This is a genomic window from Mucilaginibacter polytrichastri, assembly GCF_001911425.1.
Lineage (GTDB): Bacteria > Bacteroidota > Bacteroidia > Sphingobacteriales > Sphingobacteriaceae > Mucilaginibacter > Mucilaginibacter polytrichastri.
Window position 1 is genome coordinate 5,608,310 of record NZ_MPPL01000001.1, and the last position, 15,760, is coordinate 5,624,069.

General features: G+C 43.1%; 16 protein-coding genes and 1 riboswitch. Of the genes, 8 read left to right on the plus strand and 8 right to left on the minus strand.

All coding sequences use genetic code 11. The features are described 5' to 3' along the window. Window positions 1-6: 6 nt before the first annotated feature. Window positions 7-876 carry a hypothetical protein gene (locus RG47T_RS24355; protein ID WP_074492663.1) on the minus strand — a complete coding sequence of 290 codons (870 nt, stop codon included), beginning with the start codon at window positions 874-876 and terminating at the stop codon, window positions 7-9. Window positions 877-978: 102 nt separating this feature from the next. Here RG47T_RS24355 and RG47T_RS24360 point away from each other — a divergent pair, with 102 nt between their 5' ends. Beyond that, the gene (locus RG47T_RS24360; protein ID WP_074492666.1) at window positions 979-1,260 is read left to right on the plus strand and encodes an ATP-dependent Clp protease adaptor ClpS; all 282 of its coding nucleotides are present in this window, start codon (window positions 979-981) and stop codon (window positions 1,258-1,260) included. 204 nt (window positions 1,261-1,464) lie between these two features. Here the strand turns inward: RG47T_RS24360 and RG47T_RS24365 are convergent, their stop codons facing one another. After that, window positions 1,465-2,529, minus strand: coding sequence for a branched-chain amino acid aminotransferase (locus RG47T_RS24365; protein ID WP_074492668.1), 1,065 nt, complete (start codon window positions 2,527-2,529; stop codon window positions 1,465-1,467). A gap of 89 nt (window positions 2,530-2,618) precedes the next feature. Between RG47T_RS24365 and RG47T_RS24370 the strand changes: the two genes are divergently transcribed. Continuing rightward, on the plus strand, window positions 2,619-3,077 hold the full coding sequence (locus tag RG47T_RS24370) for a hypothetical protein (RefSeq protein ID WP_074492671.1): 459 nt from the start codon (window positions 2,619-2,621) through the stop codon (window positions 3,075-3,077). Between the two features lie 9 nt (window positions 3,078-3,086). After that, complete coding sequence (locus RG47T_RS24375) at window positions 3,087-3,548, plus strand: hypothetical protein (RefSeq protein ID WP_074492673.1); 462 nt, start codon at window positions 3,087-3,089, stop codon at window positions 3,546-3,548. Here the strand turns inward: RG47T_RS24375 and RG47T_RS24380 are convergent. Then, on the minus strand, window positions 3,545-4,492 hold the full coding sequence (locus RG47T_RS24380) for a tryptophan 2,3-dioxygenase family protein (protein ID WP_074492676.1): 948 nt from the start codon (window positions 4,490-4,492) through the stop codon (window positions 3,545-3,547). The genes RG47T_RS24375 and RG47T_RS24380 overlap by 4 nt on opposite strands. A 16-nt stretch (window positions 4,493-4,508) precedes the next feature. Next, the gene (locus RG47T_RS24385) at window positions 4,509-4,976 is read right to left on the minus strand and encodes a hypothetical protein (protein WP_074492678.1); all 468 of its coding nucleotides are present in this window, start codon (window positions 4,974-4,976) and stop codon (window positions 4,509-4,511) included. A 48-nt stretch (window positions 4,977-5,024) separates the two neighbouring features. Next, window positions 5,025-5,091, plus strand: a riboswitch (Fluoride riboswitch). Between the two features lie 26 nt (window positions 5,092-5,117). Here RG47T_RS24385 and RG47T_RS24390 point away from each other — a divergent pair. Both RG47T_RS24390 and RG47T_RS24395 read left to right on the plus strand, forming a co-directional pair. Next, window positions 5,118-6,434 carry a voltage-gated chloride channel family protein gene (locus RG47T_RS24390; protein ID WP_074492681.1) on the plus strand — a complete coding sequence of 439 codons (1,317 nt, stop codon included), beginning with the start codon at window positions 5,118-5,120 and terminating at the stop codon, window positions 6,432-6,434. A 137-nt stretch (window positions 6,435-6,571) separates the two neighbouring features. Beyond that, window positions 6,572-7,051, plus strand: a complete 480-nt coding sequence (locus tag RG47T_RS24395; RefSeq protein ID WP_074492683.1) for a universal stress protein — start codon at window positions 6,572-6,574, stop codon at window positions 7,049-7,051. Between the two features lie 51 nt (window positions 7,052-7,102). Here the strand turns inward: RG47T_RS24395 and RG47T_RS24400 are convergent, their stop codons facing one another. The 3 genes from RG47T_RS24400 to RG47T_RS24410 all read right to left on the minus strand — a co-directional run bounded on the left by RG47T_RS24400 (window position 7,103) and on the right by RG47T_RS24410 (window position 10,250). Next, on the minus strand, window positions 7,103-8,395 hold the full coding sequence (locus RG47T_RS24400; protein ID WP_074492685.1) for an HAD-IB family phosphatase: 1,293 nt from the start codon (window positions 8,393-8,395) through the stop codon (window positions 7,103-7,105). A gap of 263 nt (window positions 8,396-8,658) precedes the next feature. After that, entirely contained in the window at window positions 8,659-9,162 is a 504-nt protein-coding gene (locus tag RG47T_RS24405) for a hypothetical protein (RefSeq protein WP_074492688.1), read from the minus strand. A 107-nt stretch (window positions 9,163-9,269) separates the two neighbouring features. After that, window positions 9,270-10,250 carry an SDR family NAD(P)-dependent oxidoreductase gene (locus RG47T_RS24410; protein ID WP_074492690.1) on the minus strand — a complete coding sequence of 327 codons (981 nt, stop codon included), beginning with the start codon at window positions 10,248-10,250 and terminating at the stop codon, window positions 9,270-9,272. Window positions 10,251-10,323: 73 nt separating this feature from the next. Here RG47T_RS24410 and RG47T_RS24415 point away from each other — a divergent pair, with 73 nt between their 5' ends. The 3 genes from RG47T_RS24415 (at window position 10,324) to RG47T_RS24425 (ending at window position 14,208) form a co-directional block, all read left to right on the plus strand. Continuing rightward, the gene (locus RG47T_RS24415; RefSeq protein WP_074492692.1) at window positions 10,324-11,508 is read left to right on the plus strand and encodes a formimidoylglutamase; all 1,185 of its coding nucleotides are present in this window, start codon (window positions 10,324-10,326) and stop codon (window positions 11,506-11,508) included. A gap of 58 nt (window positions 11,509-11,566) precedes the next feature. Next, a complete protein-coding gene (locus tag RG47T_RS24420; protein ID WP_074492694.1) occupies window positions 11,567-12,712 on the plus strand; it encodes a TlpA disulfide reductase family protein in 1,146 nt (381 codons plus the stop codon). Between the two features lie 335 nt (window positions 12,713-13,047). After that, window positions 13,048-14,208, plus strand: a complete 1,161-nt coding sequence (locus RG47T_RS24425; RefSeq protein ID WP_216351101.1) for a TlpA disulfide reductase family protein — start codon at window positions 13,048-13,050, stop codon at window positions 14,206-14,208. A gap of 182 nt (window positions 14,209-14,390) precedes the next feature. On the opposite strand, the gene purD is transcribed toward RG47T_RS24425, so the two are convergent. Continuing rightward, on the minus strand, window positions 14,391-15,665 hold the full coding sequence (gene purD, locus RG47T_RS24430; RefSeq protein WP_074492696.1) for a phosphoribosylamine--glycine ligase: 1,275 nt from the start codon (window positions 15,663-15,665) through the stop codon (window positions 14,391-14,393). Between the last annotated feature and the right edge of the window lie 95 nt (window positions 15,666-15,760).

Consider the following 15,760-nt stretch of genomic DNA (forward strand, 5'->3'; position numbering starts at 1 on the left):
TGCCCCTTACTTAAATAAGTAATATTTCTCCCAGAAATCCATTGATTTAGATAATTCTGAATGGTCGCTGCTGCCACTGGTGTTGCCGCCCATACCACCGCGGCCACCGCCCATGCCACCGCCGTGGCGTCCGCCACCACCACCCATGCCGCCGCCGCCCATGCCACCACGGCCACCGCCACCGTGGCCGCCTCCACCTTCTGCATCTGCGTTTTTGGCTCCTTCGGGGCGGGTAACGCCATTAATTTTGATATTAAATGCCCATTCAGATTTGTCGGTTAGTTCGGCGTGGAAAAATTTTAGAGGTATGGCCGCTTCGTAATTAAGGTAGCCGTCGGCATCAATGTTAAGCGCTACTTTAATGCCGTATGTATTTGATGTAGTGATGATATCGCTCTCAATATCCGGGAACCCGGTTACCTTGATGTTACGCAGCTTGGTAAGCTTTGCATTCATCATCTCGTCGCGGTCTTGCTGATCCAGCAGATCGGGATTGCCCTTTTTGTCATCCTGCCCCATTTTAGGCTGATCCGGGTTGCCTATGGGGAAGGTAATGCTGCTGATCTCTTTCTTTTTACCCTTAGTATTAACGCTTAAGGTAAGCCCCGCCCTGATAATGCGGATTTGCTCGGTACGGTCATTAACCCTGATCGCCATATAAAGGTTATCCTTATCGTTAGCTAAGGCATAGTTCAGTTTTTTCTCGGTGTTGTAATACCGCAAACTATCACCCCATTCTTTCAGGTCGCCATCAATTTTAATTTCTGTTGGGGGTGCTGTTAGTGTACTGGTATTTTTTGTTTGTGCATGAGTATGCTGTGGCAACGTTAATGAGGCTACTGCACAAAAGGCAAAAGCGGTAAAGTAAGGCTTCATTTATAATAGGGGTTTGTAAAAACTATCAATTGTGTAGGTATAACATAATTTTAGTGTGTTTATTATGCCCTTTTTAAGTAAATTTGTAATTACAATATAACTATGCCAACCGAAGTACAGGAAGAGACCCTCACCCTTGAAGAAGTATTGGCCGGGCTAAAAGAAATGCACCGCCTTATTTTGTGGAATGATGATGTGAACAGTTTTGATCATGTTATTTATTGCATGATGAAATACCTGGACTACTCTGAAGGCCAAGCCGAAAAGATTGCCTGGAAGGTACACAACGAAGGCAAATGCGCCGTACTGGAAGGCTCATTTACCGAAATGGAAGTTTACCGAAAAATATTACAGCAGGAAGGTTTAACCGTTTCTGTAGAATAAGTTTTTGATGTGCAGATGAGTGGATATGCAGATGTGCAAATGAAACTCTAATGATGTGCGGATATGCAGAAGTGTAATGAATAAAAAGGAATTCGGGAAATTCCTAAATTCTATAAATTCTGGTTCAAGACAATATATAAATAAAAAGCGCCTTAGATTATCTAAGGCGCTTTTTATTTATATGGTTACGATTAAACGTACAACTTATACTATGTAGTTCCAGCCGAAAGTATCGGTGGTTTTACCATAGCGGATATCATCTAATGTTTTTAATACCTTTTGCGAAAACTCACGGGTTAACGGATCGCTTAGGGTATATTCTTCGCCATTGTAGTTTAATGAACCGACCGGGGCAATAGTAGCGGCAGTACCTGCACCAAAGGCATCGGTTAATGTGCCGTTTTTAGCACCTTCCACTACTTCGGCAATAGATACACGGCGTTCCTCAACAGGCATTCCCCATGATTTTGCAAGGGTAAGTACGGTATCGCGGGTTACACCATCTAAAATAGTATCGCGGGTTGATGGGGTTACCAAAGTACCATCCAGCACAAACATTACGTTGGCTGCGCCCATCTCTTCTACATATAAATGCTCTTTGGCATCAGTCCATATCAATTGGTCGAAACCTTCTTCGGCAGCTTTTTTAAATGGCAGCATAGAGCCACCATAGTTACCGGCTGCTTTGGCATAACCAAAACCACCTTCGGCAGCACGAGTGTAGTGAGTCTCAAATTTCACGCGCAAAGGCTTGGTGAAATAAGGACCAACCGGGCCGGTTAACACCATAAATTTATAAGTAGTAGACGGGCTAACACCCAAATACGGGTCTGTAGCAAACATAAACGGACGGATATATAGAGAGTGACCTGCTTCGGTCGGAATCCAGTCGCGGTCGAGATCAACTAAAGCGGCAATACTTTGCACAAACAGATCTTCGGGTAGTTCTGCCATGCATAAACGCTCTGCCGATTTGTTAAAACGGGCCGCATTTTTATCAGGGCGAAAAACCGAGACCTGGCCATCTGCATGTTTATAAGCCTTAATTCCTTCGAAAAACGCTTGTCCGTAGTGCAGTGCAGAAATAGCCGGGCTAAAGGCAATTTCGCCATAAGGCACAATTTCGAAGTTCTTCCATTCGCCATCTGCATAATCTGCTACCAGCATGTGGTCAGAAAAGGTACGGCCAAATACCAGGTTAGTAAAGTCCGTTTCTTGTAAACGGGAATGGGTTGTTTTTGTAATTTTGATGTCTAACGTGTCTGTCATGGCCCAATAGATTTGAAAAATGGCAATTTAGGTATTTATGAACTAAATCTCAATTTATAAGCCGGAAAAATAGACCTTAGCCAAATATTATGAGCACAGCAATACACACCTACCATACCGACCCGAAAAAAACGCCTGCATTAAAGCGCCAAACCAACATCAGCTTGCTGGTGCCCTACCTGTTCCCGATAGGTTTAATTGTGTACCAATTGGTGCGGACGGGGTATGATTACCGCTTTGTTATCCTGAGCATTGCAATAAGCTTAATATCCTTGATCCTGTTATTTCTCAGTATTAAAAAATCGAACAAACGTATCGATACCATGACGTTAGCCGTGGGCGATGATGTAGTTACATTAACCGAGTTGGGCAAACGCGAGCAGCAAATCAACATCGCCGATATTACCGCTGTGGATATCACTGCAAAAGGTATTGAACTAAAGGGTAAATCGACTTCTAAAAATGCCTTTGTGATTGCGCAGGAATTTGAGAAGTTTGATCAGATCAAAAAACTGATTGAAGCGAAGGTGGCGAAGCGGAAACGTTAATATACTTATATGAATCCTGAACCCAATACTTATGAGCTAAGCGCTGAAGGCAAAGCTAAATTAAAACGTAAAATTAAGATTACGCTTTGTGTAAATTATGGAATAGGAGCAATCGTGTTTTTATGGAACTTCTCTAAACAAAACTTAACTATAAAATACACTCTTATTGGTTGCGTAAATTTTTTATTAGGAACCCTAATTTATAATTTAAGAAAAACAGACAAATTGATTGACAGCGAAAAGTTGGAAATAGGGGAAAATGAGATCACTCTGATTAAGTTGGGTAAACCTGTGAAAAACTTACATATCACAGAAATTAAGAGTATTGATCTTAATTCATACGGTGTCAAATTAGTTAGTAAATACTCGTCTACGCCATCGTTGTTTATTTCTAAAAACTTCGAAAGCTTTGAGGAAATAAAATCTTTAATAGAAGAGAAAGTAAGGTTGAGTAATGAAGCTATTGCCTAACTCAACGCATCCTCAACCCATGCTTTCCCCCAATTATCTATTTGTTCAGCAGTCCACAACTCCGGATAAAATATTCTTTTCTGGAAACGCGGAGGCAGGTATTTCTGCCAGTTAGTACCGCCAGTAGCTTTGATTTCTTCGGGCTCTCGGTGCAGGTATTTTACGGCAGATTTATAATGGGCTAACGGCCAGTTTACGTTAACATGGGTATCTAGTTGGCGCAATTGGTCAGCTAATTGTGGAGTAGCTTGTCCGGCTGCCAGTAAATTATGGTATAGTTTATTGAAATTAACTTCGGCACAACTTTTACCCAAAGCGATAAAAGTGTTAGCATACTTTTTCTCGAACTGTTTAAGTGTTAATGTTTTTTTGCCGGTAGATAGTTCTGTAGCGCCAAATTTCCAGTAGATGTATTCGAACTGTTCTTCGATAGTGCTGCCTCTTAATTCTTCGCGTTTATCTTTAGCAACCAAATTGATAAAATCGGTAGCGAAGATCTCGATCATGCGGTATTGTCCCGATTGAAAACCGCTGGCAGGCAGCAACGACATCCTGAATTTGAGGAACTGTTCTTTCTCCATCCCTTCAACCATTACCTCGAAGGAGTTAACCAGGGCGTTAAAATAATTGTTGATGCGTTTTAAGCGGGCGGTAAAAAACTCGGCTGTAAGATCGGCTTTGGCTGCAATTTGCTTACACTCGTGCAGGGTAAGTTTAAAATACAGCTCCGTAATTTGATGGTACATGATAAAGATTTCTTCATCAGGGAACGGCGTTTTGGGGCTTTGTAAACTTAGTAGCGTGTCAAGGTGAATGTAATCCCAATAGGTCAGGAAATCGGCATACAACAAACCATCCAGGTACGACGACATATCTTGCCCCATTGCCTCGTACTTTTGCTGTAACAGATCTAACCTATTGGTAATATCGGGTGTAAACTGCATATACAAAGATAATCGGTTATTTATACTTCTTTTCTATGGCATGAATTTTAGTCAGTCGGTCTGCTATTACATTGGTCATATCATGAAAATACCAGGGTTCATGCCCTTTCTCAATTTCATAGTTGAAATGAATTCCCAATAAGTTGAAACCTAATATATATCCTCCGCCATCATTACAATCGGGGCGCCCAAATTTACCTAAATGAAATAGTAATGCAGGCGGGATACTAAACTGTAAAGAATTAAAGTTCCCTTTAATTACCCGGTGAATATTAGAAATAGTATCATCGGATGTATCCTCAATTTTCAAATAGTCCGCTGAAATTTCGTAGTTAGTTTTGCAATTTCCCTTTCCACATTCTCCGGCAAAAGAGCCAACATATATTTTGCTGGGTTTGATAAAAATGAATGTCGAAATAGTATATAGCGAAATAGCAACGCAGATGATTTTTAAGAAATTTTTAGTTCGGCGATATTGGCTCATTGCAATTATGGTTATGTAAAACTAATTTTTTTAACCCATATTTGTATTGTACTGAAAGGCAATGGTGAGCTGCCTATTTGAACCGCCTTAAAAAGCTGATGACGCCTACTCGAATAATTTTATTTATTTGCATGTAGGTTTATGAAAAAATTTCTCTCTTCCCAGCTTTCCATCATCACATACAGTTTCCGTTGGACTATCATTGTACTCCCTGTTGGCATAGCCATCGGCAGCGTAGTAGCCCTGTTTTTATGGTTACTGAACATGGCTATTCATTACCGCTTTTTACATTCCTGGTTATTGTATTTGCTGCCTGTTGCAGGTATTGTTATCCATTTTCTATATAAACTGTACGGGCGTTCGGCAGAGCGGGGTAATAATTTAATTATCGACGAAATCCATGAGCCCGGTGCGGGCGTACCTAAACGCATGGCACCGCTTATTTTAATTACCACTGTTATTACCCACTTATTTGGTGGTTCTGCCGGTCGGGAAGGTACGGCAGTACAAATAGGAGGCAGTATAGCCGATTTTTTTGCCGGGCTGTTTAAATTAAACCCGGAAGACAAGCGCCTGCTGCTTACCGCCGGTATTGCTGCCGGTTTCGGGGCTGTATTTGGTACGCCGTTAACCGGGACTATTTTTGCCATAGAAGTAATTACCATAGGGCGAATGCAATACAATGCCTTGCTGCCCTGCCTTATTGCCGGTTTTGCGGGCGATGCCACCGTTGCCGCTTGGGGCATCCACCACACTGCTTACCATATAGATGTGGTAAAAACCAGTGCAGAATATTATAGCCACCATTTGCCAATTGATTTATTGTTGCTGGTGAAGGTGATCTTTGCTTCGGCTTTGTTTGGCCTGGCTAGTTATCTGTTTGCTAACGCGACACATGCCGTAAAGGCCTTCTCACTTAAACTGATTAAAATAGATTGGCTGATCCCGGTTAGTGGTGGATTAATTATCATCGGTTTGACTTTCTTAATCGGAAAAACAGACTACCTCAGTTTGGGTGTAGAGCCTCAACACCCCGGAGCGGCCACTATTGTGTCAGCCTTTCAGCAAAACGGTGCAGATCTATTTAGCTGGTTATGGAAACTAATCTATACAGCCATAACCCTAGGTACAGGTTTTAAAGGCGGTGAGGTAACCCCGCTGTTTTATATCGGCGCTACATTGGGTAATACATTGGCCGGTTTTTTAAACGCGCCGGTAAGTTTATTTGCAGCATTAGGCTTCATTGCCGTATTTGCCGGGTCTACCAATACACCCTTGGCCTGCACGTTAATGGGCATTGAATTATTTGGCGGCGAACATGCTATGCTATTTGCCGTTGCCTGTTTTACAGCTTACTTTTTTAGTGGAGACTCCGGGATTTATACTGCCCAGCGAAAAGAGAATGATAAGATTGAAAATGGCTATTGGGACAGGTTATTTGGTAAATACAAAAGATAGCCTCTTTTCGATTCCTTCCTGAGAGGAGTTAGAGGTATGTTATGCGGATTTTAAATCTTAATTTCAGCGTAATTAATCTTTTATCAAACAAACATATTCGCCCCAGAGCGTTATATACTTTATAAACATAAACCATCATGACCACCTTCAAAAAAATACTTATAGGGATAGACGATAGTAAGTTTGCTAAACATGCTGCCAAAACAGGTTTCGATCTGGCTAAACAATTTGGTGCCGCAGTAGGGTTAGTACATATTATTGAAGCCACTTATATCCCGTCGCCGGTCACAGATACTACCATCGGTATGCCGATTGAAACGGGTGTTAGTATGGTTAATGTAGAAATGTTGGATATCCAAAACCATATTTCGGACGATATTATCGAAAGCACCATCAAAGCCTATGGGGAAGGCTTGGAAGTAACTCATTTTACAGATTACAGTTCTACCGCCGAAGGTATTATCAATTGCAGCAAAGCGTTTAATGCAGACCTCATTGTAATAGGTACCCACAGCCGTACCGGTTTAGACCGCCTGCTGATGGGCAGTGTAGCCGAACACGTTGTACGCCATGCAGAAATGCCGGTACTGGTAGTGCCGTTTAAAGAAGAAGTTTAGTTATTAAGTTATTATAAAACAACCAACCAATAACTTAATAACAAATAACCCTTAATACAGCAGTCTGAATTTTATAGTTTGTGGTATTGCTTTAAGCTCATTTAAAACCTCTGCATCATAACCTTTATTTACATCGGTAATTACGTAACCTATCTGGTGGTTGGTTACCAGAAACTCGCCCACAATGTTAATGTTGTGGCGGGCAAATACTTCATTGATTTTAGCAAGTATCCCCGGCACGTTTTCGTGAATATGGATTAGGCGGTGGGCATTATTTACGCGCGGCGGCTGCAGATCTGGGAAGTTGCAGCTGGTATGCGTTTTGCCCTCGTTCATAAATGAGATTACACGTTTAGGTATAAAATCGAAATTGCGTGGATTATATTTTGGATCGTCGAAAATGATGACGCCGTTTTCGCAGGCAGTGTCGGCCAGTTTGCGGCTGGCAACCTTACCAAAGCAACCAATCACTTTTAGTCTTGGTGCGCCGGCCAGTTGTTCGGGCGTTGGTTGTATATCTTCGGCACAAAGTAATACGCCTGCTTCTTCCAGGTATTTCTCTTCTATACTATCACGCTGACGTACGTTGTAACCTTCCTTTTGCATCTGGATTATCGCTTCTTCATCTACCTTGCCGGCTATCAGACACTTAATCCTGTTTTTAGGGTAAGATATGGCACGCGGCAACCTGTTGATGTACAAGAACTCGTCAAAGCTGGGGGTAATATGGTCGGCTTTTTCGGTAACAGATTTACGTTCGATGTTTTCGGTATAGGCAAAGAATTTTTTAATCATGCCCGATTCCTTTAACTGGAAATCAGAATAACCATCACCGATGCCAAAGATATCGCCCGGCAGGTTCAGCTCTTTCAGCAGCTTAACTTTGCCGCCTTCTTGCGAGAGCGGGTTGGTACGGTCATAACCCACAATTTTATCTGCCTCATCAAAAATGAAAGTATTGGCATAAATGTTTTCTTTTTTGATATGATACTCGGTAACCACCGGGATAATAAACTCTTTAAATCCGCCGGATACGATCAATACCTCATCCTGGTGGTTTTTAAAGAAATCGCTGTTGCGTGAAAATGAGGTCGATACCTTTTTGCGCAGGTGGCGAATCAGTTGTTTAAGATGTTCGCGCGTGGCCTCGAGTAGTTTTACACGCTGCTCCAGGCTATCTGTAAATGACAGGCGGCCTTCCATAGAGGCGTTGGTCAGATCTTCAATTTTCTTGTAAATCAGTTCGCGGTCGGGGTGGTCTTTGAGCGAAATACGGGCCAGTTCGTCTAGGGCTTCTACTTGTGTAAATGTACTGTCGAAATCAATGATATAATACTGGCTCATCGTATTTTAGTATAGATTAAGTTTTGCGCAAAAATGCAAAATTTAAAGTCAGTAAGTAGATTTAAATGAAATTCGTTGCCTTGTGAGAAATAAGAAACCGGAGATAAATAAAAAATCTAACTCACGCGCGTCTCTGGCGCGTGCGGATTGGTCGGGCATTTCCAAATGCCCGTCCGTTTAAACACACGCGTTGCAAACGCGCGCAAGATTGCGATTGGCACTTTGTATTTATCTAAAAAGACTTTCGTTCTTTAGCTTTATAATTAGCCCATGGAGTTGGCTATAATAACAAAACCTATAATAAGCGCTACCCCTGCTGCAACCCCACCAAATATGGCTATATAATGCCCGGCTGTACGCCTTGCAGTGGTACGTTGGTAAGCGGCATCTCTAAAGGCTTTTACGTATATAGAATCCCGCAGCAGGGCGGTGTCTCTTGTGGTAACGTTGTTTGGTTTAAAATAATCGGAGGTGTAATCAATATGTTTATAACCCTCTCTTACTTTACTCATGCCTGCAGGGGTAACCGGGGTTCTGAATAGATTGGGCGGCCCCGAAAGGGGATTACGGTTGGGCGAAAATTGTAACATATAATCGTCACGGTGTTTTCTGAATTGTTTTAGATCGGCACGATTCAGCTTAAAATGATTTGCATCCTCTTTAGCTTGAGTAATCAGGGTTGAGGAATCTCTTAATACGGTTTGGGCATGCAGATTAGGGGCGATTAAGCATGACGAAAACAGCAGGCATATCAGGCGTTTTGTCATTCACAATTATAGTGTAAATTAAGCAAGGATTTGTAAATAATAGGTGAATCTTACTTTGGGTTAACCACAAGCGCAACACTTGCAGTTGTGAAGAAAGTCCTTCGTCTTTATCTCTTGTCTTCCGCACTAAGTACTGCCACTACCTCATCAATAGTTTTATCAATTGGCTTAAATTCAAAACCAATGGCTTTTTTAATTTTGGTGTTATCATAGTTCTGCACAATACTGGCAGATTGCGCCGATATTTTATCGAGCGCCGGGCTTTTACCGGTTAAAGTACCTATAAGCGATGCACCGCGCCAGGCCAGTTCCAGCATCCAGGATTTAGCTTGTTTAGTTGGAGCCTTTACATGGAAACGTTCGGCAATGGTGTCAAACAAATCTTTATAGTACCAGTTTTCGGCATTGATAATATAGCGTTCGGCGGTAATATCGGTGTTCATGAGGGTAATCATGCATTGGGCTACGTCGGCCACATCAACCAGGCCTACGCTTCCGCCGGTATAAAAGATGAGGCCTTTGCGCACGGTTTCAAAAATTTGTCCGCTGCCACTTGCACCTGCACTGGCGCCGATAATTACCGATGGATTAACAATGGCAGCATCCAGACCTTCGGCAATACCGCGCCAAACTTCCATTTCGCTTTCCAGTTTAGATATGGCGTAGATGTTATTAACCGGGGTTTCTTCCAGGTAATGTTTCTCGGTAATCAGCTCGCCGGTTTTGGCAACACCCACAGCGGCTATCGAGCTTACGTGGATCAGCCTTGCGCCGGCATCAATACAAGCATTAACTACATTGGCTGTGCCGGTAACATTGGTATTAATCATCGGCTCTTTATCAGCCTGTTTAAATGATACCCATGCCGCGCAATGGTACACCTGCGTTATGCCTTCCATGGCGGCTTCCAGTGCAAAAATATCGCAAATGTCAGCCTCCACCCACTCAATGAGGTTACTGTAAGGGATAAGTATTTGTGGCATAACAGAATGGTTTCGCCGGGTGCAGCGCAAGGGTAAACCCTTTTCGGCAAGCTGTTTAACCAGCTCCGTACCCAAAAAACCTGTTGCACCGGTTACCAGTATCATGCTTGTAATTTTTTAGAAAACAGTGCAAATTAATTGAATTAAATTGATATTTGAGCTTTTGTAAAGCATCCCTATGTCATTAACAGATTTTCTGTCGCCTGTTGATCTGAGCAGCGTTACACCCAAGCAAGGCTTTAACAACAGCCAGCTGGGGAGTAAGATCAATATATATGCCGGGCATTTTCCCGATCTGGAAGAGCAACAGTACGACATGGCTATTATTGGCGTAATGGAAGACCGCCATGCAATTAACAACGAAGGATGCTCTACCGCACCCAACTATGTGCGCGAACGTTTGTACCTGTTGCATGAAGGCAGCTTTGCTGTAAAAATAGCCGACTTGGGCAATATCCGCCGTGGCGCAACCATTACCGATACCTATGTAGCGCTTAAAACCGTAGTAAATGAACTCATAAGGGCAAATATATTACCCATTATTATTGGCGGCGGGCAAGACCTTACCTATGCACAGTTTATGGCCTATGAAGACCTGGAGCAAAGGGTAGACCTGGTAGTGATAGACCAGGCTTTTGACCTTGACGATGATTTTGAACGTAACCATTTCGAAACTACCTCGGCTTCATTTTTAAGCAAGATTCTGCTGCACGAGCCCAATTACCTGTTTAACTTTAGTAACCTGGGTTACCAGACGTATTTTGCCAGCCAGGAAAGTTTGCGTGTAATGGATAAGCTATTGTTTGATGTACATCGCCTGGGCGAACTAAGCGGCAAGATCAACGTGGCCGAGCCGGTGATTCGCAATGCCAGCATGATTAGCTTTGATATGGGGGCTGTCCGTGCAGCCGATGCCATGGGCAATGCCAATGCATCGCCCAATGGGTTTTATGGCGAAGAGGCTTGCCAAATTTGCCGTTATGCCGGTTACAACGATAAATTAACCTCCATAGGTTTTTACGAGTTTAACCCGGCTTACGATGTTAACGGGCAAACCGCCATGCTGATGGCCCAGATGATCTGGTATTTTGTAGAAGGCTTTTATAACCGGAAGTCAGATTTTCCGCTGAACCCCAAATCGCAATACCTGATCTATAAAACTACGCTTACGCATGATGACCATGAACTGGTGTTTGTAAAAAGCAAAAAATCAGACAGGTGGTGGATGCAGGTACCGTACCCGGCAAATGGCTCGCTTAACGAGCGTTTCCACTTAGTACCCTGCCGATACGAAGATTACCAAACTGCAGTGAGCGGCGAAATGCCCGACCTGTGGTGGCGTACTTACCAAAAATTAAGCTAACCAAATTTATACGGATGCGTTATTTTTAACGTTAATATCCCTTATAATTAAGTAATTAATGAAAAAGATATTCTTCTATATAGCACTTTTTATACCCGCAATATCATTTGCGCAGGCACCGCAACAATTTACCATCAGAGGCAAAATAGCTAACGCAGTACCACCTGCCAAGGTTTATTTGTTTTATACGCTGGGTGCCAACCGCATGGTAGATTCGAGCGCCATTAGTGTAGGCGGTTTCCAGATCTCTGGTACCGTATTAAACCCCGTAAATGCCACATTGCTGTATGATCATAAAGGTGTAGGGATGGAGAAACTGGATAACAACAGTGCCGACATGATGAACCTTTACCTCGAGCCCGGAATTATTGGCGTTAACGCCGTAGATTCTATTGCCGATGGTAAAGTTACCGGCTCTGTGATTAATGATGATAATGCTAAACTGATGGGTCAGTTAACCCCGATTATAGCGAAAGCAAAAAAGATACAATACGATGCACAGCGCGCAACATTGGCCCAGCAACAGAGTGTAGAGTACCAAAATTTTATACAAGACAGGTTAAAGGCGGTACAAACACAGCAACAGGATGTGCTGAAAACTTTTGTACAAAATAACCCCAAAAGCTACCTGAGCATATTGGCGCTAAGTTCGCTTGGTGGCCCAACTGCCGACCCTGCGCCCTTGCTTGCCATGTATGATTCGCTTGACCCAAGCCTGAAAAGCATGGAGGCAGCAAAGCAGTTAAAAAAATCATTTGACGATTTAAAAGTTACCGGCATTGGTGCCATAGCACCCGATTTTACACAGGCCGATGCCGATGGAAAACCGGTTAAGCTGTCGTCTTTCCGTGGTAAATACGTGCTGATTGATTTTTGGGCATCATGGTGTGGCCCTTGTCGCCAGGAAAACCCTAACGTGGTAAAAGCCTACAATAAATACAAAGCAAAAAACTTTACCATACTGGGTGTGTCATTAGATAAAGCAGGTGCTAAAGATGCCTGGCAAGCTGCCGTTAAGGCCGACGGCCTGATCTGGACACAGGTATCAGACCTTAAATTTTGGGATAACGAGGCCGCTGTATTGTACGCCGTACGTGCAATCCCCCAAAATTACCTGATAGACCCGCAAGGGAAGATAATCGGTAAAAACTTAAGAGGTGCAGATCTGGATAAGAAACTGGCCGAATTATTTCCGGGATCCTGATAAATTAGAGTCAAGAGCCGAGAATCAAGAACCAAGATATGTAAAGGCTGCGATGAATGAATTGCAGCCTTTCTTAATAGCAGCCATTCTCTCTCGCGTCTTTTAACGCGTGTGTATTGGTAGGGGCATTTCAAATGCCCACCCGGTTAAGCACGGGTTGCAAACGCGCGCAAGTACAAATTTATTGCAGCATTTCTTATTAGCAATCCCCGCTCGAGTTGCAAAGGCGCGTAAGTATGGTTACGTTGTTACGTACAAATCAATATCTCTTTGGCTATTTATTTTTCATCGCCCTTTTTATATATTTGATTTTTAACTACCTCTAAAAAAACAACATGATTAAAAAGATCTTATACACCGCACTAATTGCCCTGCCGGCTGTTAGTTTTGCGCAGACAACCCCTGCTGTTGCACCTAACTTTACCGTTAAAGGTAAAATTGGTGCTTACAATGCACCTGCTAAAGCTTATTTAACTTACCGCTCGGGTGCTAAAAGTGTAACCGATTCTGTAGTGCTGGTTAACGGCGCTTTTGAATTTAAGGGCACGGTGGCAGATCCGGCGCAGGCAGACCTGTTTGTAAATGCCAAAGGTGACGGTATTCATTCGCCTTATGACTATACCGAATTATACATTGCCCCAGGTACAACGGTGGTAAATAGTGGCGATGTTGCCAAAAATGCAACGGCCACCGGTACCAAAATCAGCGAAGAAAATGCGAAGTATCAACTGGCCTTAAAACCTGTTAATGCCGAATACGAAGCGCTTGAGGCTAAACAAAAAGCAGCAGGTGATAAACCATCTGACGAGCAGACTAAAGAGTTTGCCGCCACAGAGAAAGCAATTGAAAACCACGAAAAAGCAATCACTAAAAAATTCATTGAGGATAATCCTACGTCAGCGATCAGCTTAAACGCATTGCGCAGCTATACTTACAGCGCCGATTTTAAAGAGCTTGATCCGATGTTTCATCACCTGTCGCCAGAGATTCAGAACAGCACATCAGGTAAAAAATATGCCGATCAGTTAGAGAAATTAAAAACCGTTGCTTACGGTGCAACCGCTCCTGAGTTTGCAATGGCCGATACCAATGGAGTATCTGTTAAGCTGTCGTCATTCCGTGGTAAATATGTTTTGGTTGATTTTTGGGCATCATGGTGCGGCCCTTGCCGTGCAGAAAACCCTAATGTGGTTAAAGCCTACCATCAGTTTAAAGACAAAAATTTTACCATCCTGAGCGTATCGTTAGATCGTACGGGTGCTAAAGAAAAATGGATGAACGCGATCCACAAAGATGGCCTCACCTGGACCCACGTATCAGACCTTAAATTCTGGGATAATGATGCAGCCAAACTTTACGGCGTACAGGCTATCCCGCAAAACTTCCTGTTAGACCCTAACGGTAAAATTGTTGGTAAAAACTTGCGCGGTACAGATTTAACTGATAAGTTAAATGAGCTGCTTGCTAAAAGCAAAAGCAATACCAAAGCAGAGTAATTAGCTGTTATAATACAATAAGAAAGGCCTCTGGTTTACCGGAGGCCTTTCTTATTGTATATTTTGTCATTGTGGCACGACGCAATCTCGTATTGCTGCAAATCCGCTCTGTATGCGACAAGATTGCCACACTATCGCTCGCAATGACAAGTTTTTAATTGTTGTCTCGATTCTTGACTCTTTTACAAGAGGTCAAACCCAATATCTTTTCTAAAATACTTACCATCATAATAAATGCGGCTGGCATCAAGTGTGGCTTGTTGCAGTGCATTAAACATGGTGTCCTGTAAAGAGGTAATGGCTAATACACGCCCACCAGAAGTTTTAATATCATCGCCATCGGCATAAGTACCTGCATGGAACGCGATAGAACCACGTACATTTTCCAGTCCGGTAATTACATCGTTTTTCATGTATTCGCCGGGGTAACCGCCTGCCACGCAAACTACGGTGGCTGCAAACTTGTTGGATATAATGAGTTCTTTGGTATCCAGGTTGCCTTCAGCTACGCCTTTCAGCAAGTCGGCCAGGTCAGACTCTATGCGTGGTAAAACGCTTTCGGTTTCCGGGTCGCCCATGCGGCAGTTATATTCAATTACAAAAGGCTCGCCATCGCAGCTAATCAAGCCAATAAAGATGAAGCCCTTGTAGGGGATATTGTCTTTCTTTAAACCTTCTACGGTTGGGATAATTACCCGCTCGTGTACTTTGTCCATAAATACCTTATCTGCAAAAGGTACTGGTGAAACCGAACCCATGCCGCCGGTATTTAAACCGGTATCACCTTCGCCAATGCGTTTGTAGTCCTTGGCTTCGGGTAGTACTTTATAGTTGGTGCCATCGCTCAGTACAAACACAGAAAGCTCAATGCCTTGTAAAAACTGTTCGATAACTACCTTAGCGCTTGCCTCGCCAAATTTGGCCATGGTAAGCATCTCGGTTAGTTCCTGTTGCGCTTCTTCTAAGCTGGTGCAAATTAATACACCTTTACCTGCTGCAAGTCCATCGGCTTTTAATACAATGGGTAAACCAGCGGTTGCCAGGTAAGTAAGGCCTTCTTGTAAAGTTGCTTCTGTAAAAGTTTTAGAAGCAGCAGTTGGGATGTTGTGGCGGTTCATAAACTGCTTAGAGAAATCTTTGCTGCCTTCTAATTGCGCACCCTCTTGCTGAGGCCCTATAACCGGGATGTTGCGTAACTGCTCATCGTTTAAAAAGAAATCGTGGATGCCTTTAACCAGCGGTTCTTCGGGGCCTACCAGTACCATATCGATATTGTTGGCTAAGGTAAAAGCCTTGTGGCCTTCAAAATCGGTAACCTTAATATCTATGTTGGTACCAAACTGGGCCGTACCCGGGTTACCCGGTGCAATAAACAATTGCTGGCATAAAGGACTCTGAGTTAATTTCCAGGCGAAGGCGCTTTCCCTACCGCCGGAACCAATGAGCAGGATGTTCATGGGGGTCAAAGATAGAGTTTTAGTCCGTAAGTGCGGAAGTCGATAAGTCTAAAAGGCTGCGTAAATATCCTTATCTTGTATACAAACCATTAAAG

Excerpts from the sequence above, each read along its gene's own strand:
- RG47T_RS24355 (WP_074492663.1), bottom strand. The coding sequence starts at position 876 with ATGAAGCCTTACTTTACCGCTTTTGCCTTTTGTGCAGTAGCCTCATTA.
- RG47T_RS24360 (WP_074492666.1), top strand. The coding sequence starts at position 979 with ATGCCAACCGAAGTACAGGAAGAGACCCTCACCCTTGAAGAAGTATTG.
- RG47T_RS24365 (WP_074492668.1), bottom strand. The coding sequence starts at position 2,529 with ATGACAGACACGTTAGACATCAAAATTACAAAAACAACCCATTCCCGT.
- RG47T_RS24370 (WP_074492671.1), top strand. The coding sequence starts at position 2,619 with ATGAGCACAGCAATACACACCTACCATACCGACCCGAAAAAAACGCCT.
- RG47T_RS24375 (WP_074492673.1), top strand. The coding sequence starts at position 3,087 with ATGAATCCTGAACCCAATACTTATGAGCTAAGCGCTGAAGGCAAAGCT.
- RG47T_RS24380 (WP_074492676.1), bottom strand. The coding sequence starts at position 4,492 with ATGCAGTTTACACCCGATATTACCAATAGGTTAGATCTGTTACAGCAA.
- RG47T_RS24385 (WP_074492678.1), bottom strand. The coding sequence starts at position 4,976 with ATGAGCCAATATCGCCGAACTAAAAATTTCTTAAAAATCATCTGCGTT.
- RG47T_RS24390 (WP_074492681.1), top strand. The coding sequence starts at position 5,118 with ATGAAAAAATTTCTCTCTTCCCAGCTTTCCATCATCACATACAGTTTC.
- RG47T_RS24395 (WP_074492683.1), top strand. The coding sequence starts at position 6,572 with ATGACCACCTTCAAAAAAATACTTATAGGGATAGACGATAGTAAGTTT.
- RG47T_RS24400 (WP_074492685.1), bottom strand. The coding sequence starts at position 8,395 with ATGAGCCAGTATTATATCATTGATTTCGACAGTACATTTACACAAGTA.
- RG47T_RS24405 (WP_074492688.1), bottom strand. The coding sequence starts at position 9,162 with ATGACAAAACGCCTGATATGCCTGCTGTTTTCGTCATGCTTAATCGCC.
- RG47T_RS24410 (WP_074492690.1), bottom strand. The coding sequence starts at position 10,250 with ATGATACTGGTAACCGGTGCAACAGGTTTTTTGGGTACGGAGCTGGTT.
- RG47T_RS24415 (WP_074492692.1), top strand. The coding sequence starts at position 10,324 with ATGTCATTAACAGATTTTCTGTCGCCTGTTGATCTGAGCAGCGTTACA.
- RG47T_RS24420 (WP_074492694.1), top strand. The coding sequence starts at position 11,567 with ATGAAAAAGATATTCTTCTATATAGCACTTTTTATACCCGCAATATCA.
- RG47T_RS24425 (WP_216351101.1), top strand. The coding sequence starts at position 13,048 with ATGATTAAAAAGATCTTATACACCGCACTAATTGCCCTGCCGGCTGTT.
- purD (WP_074492696.1), bottom strand. The coding sequence starts at position 15,665 with ATGAACATCCTGCTCATTGGTTCCGGCGGTAGGGAAAGCGCCTTCGCC.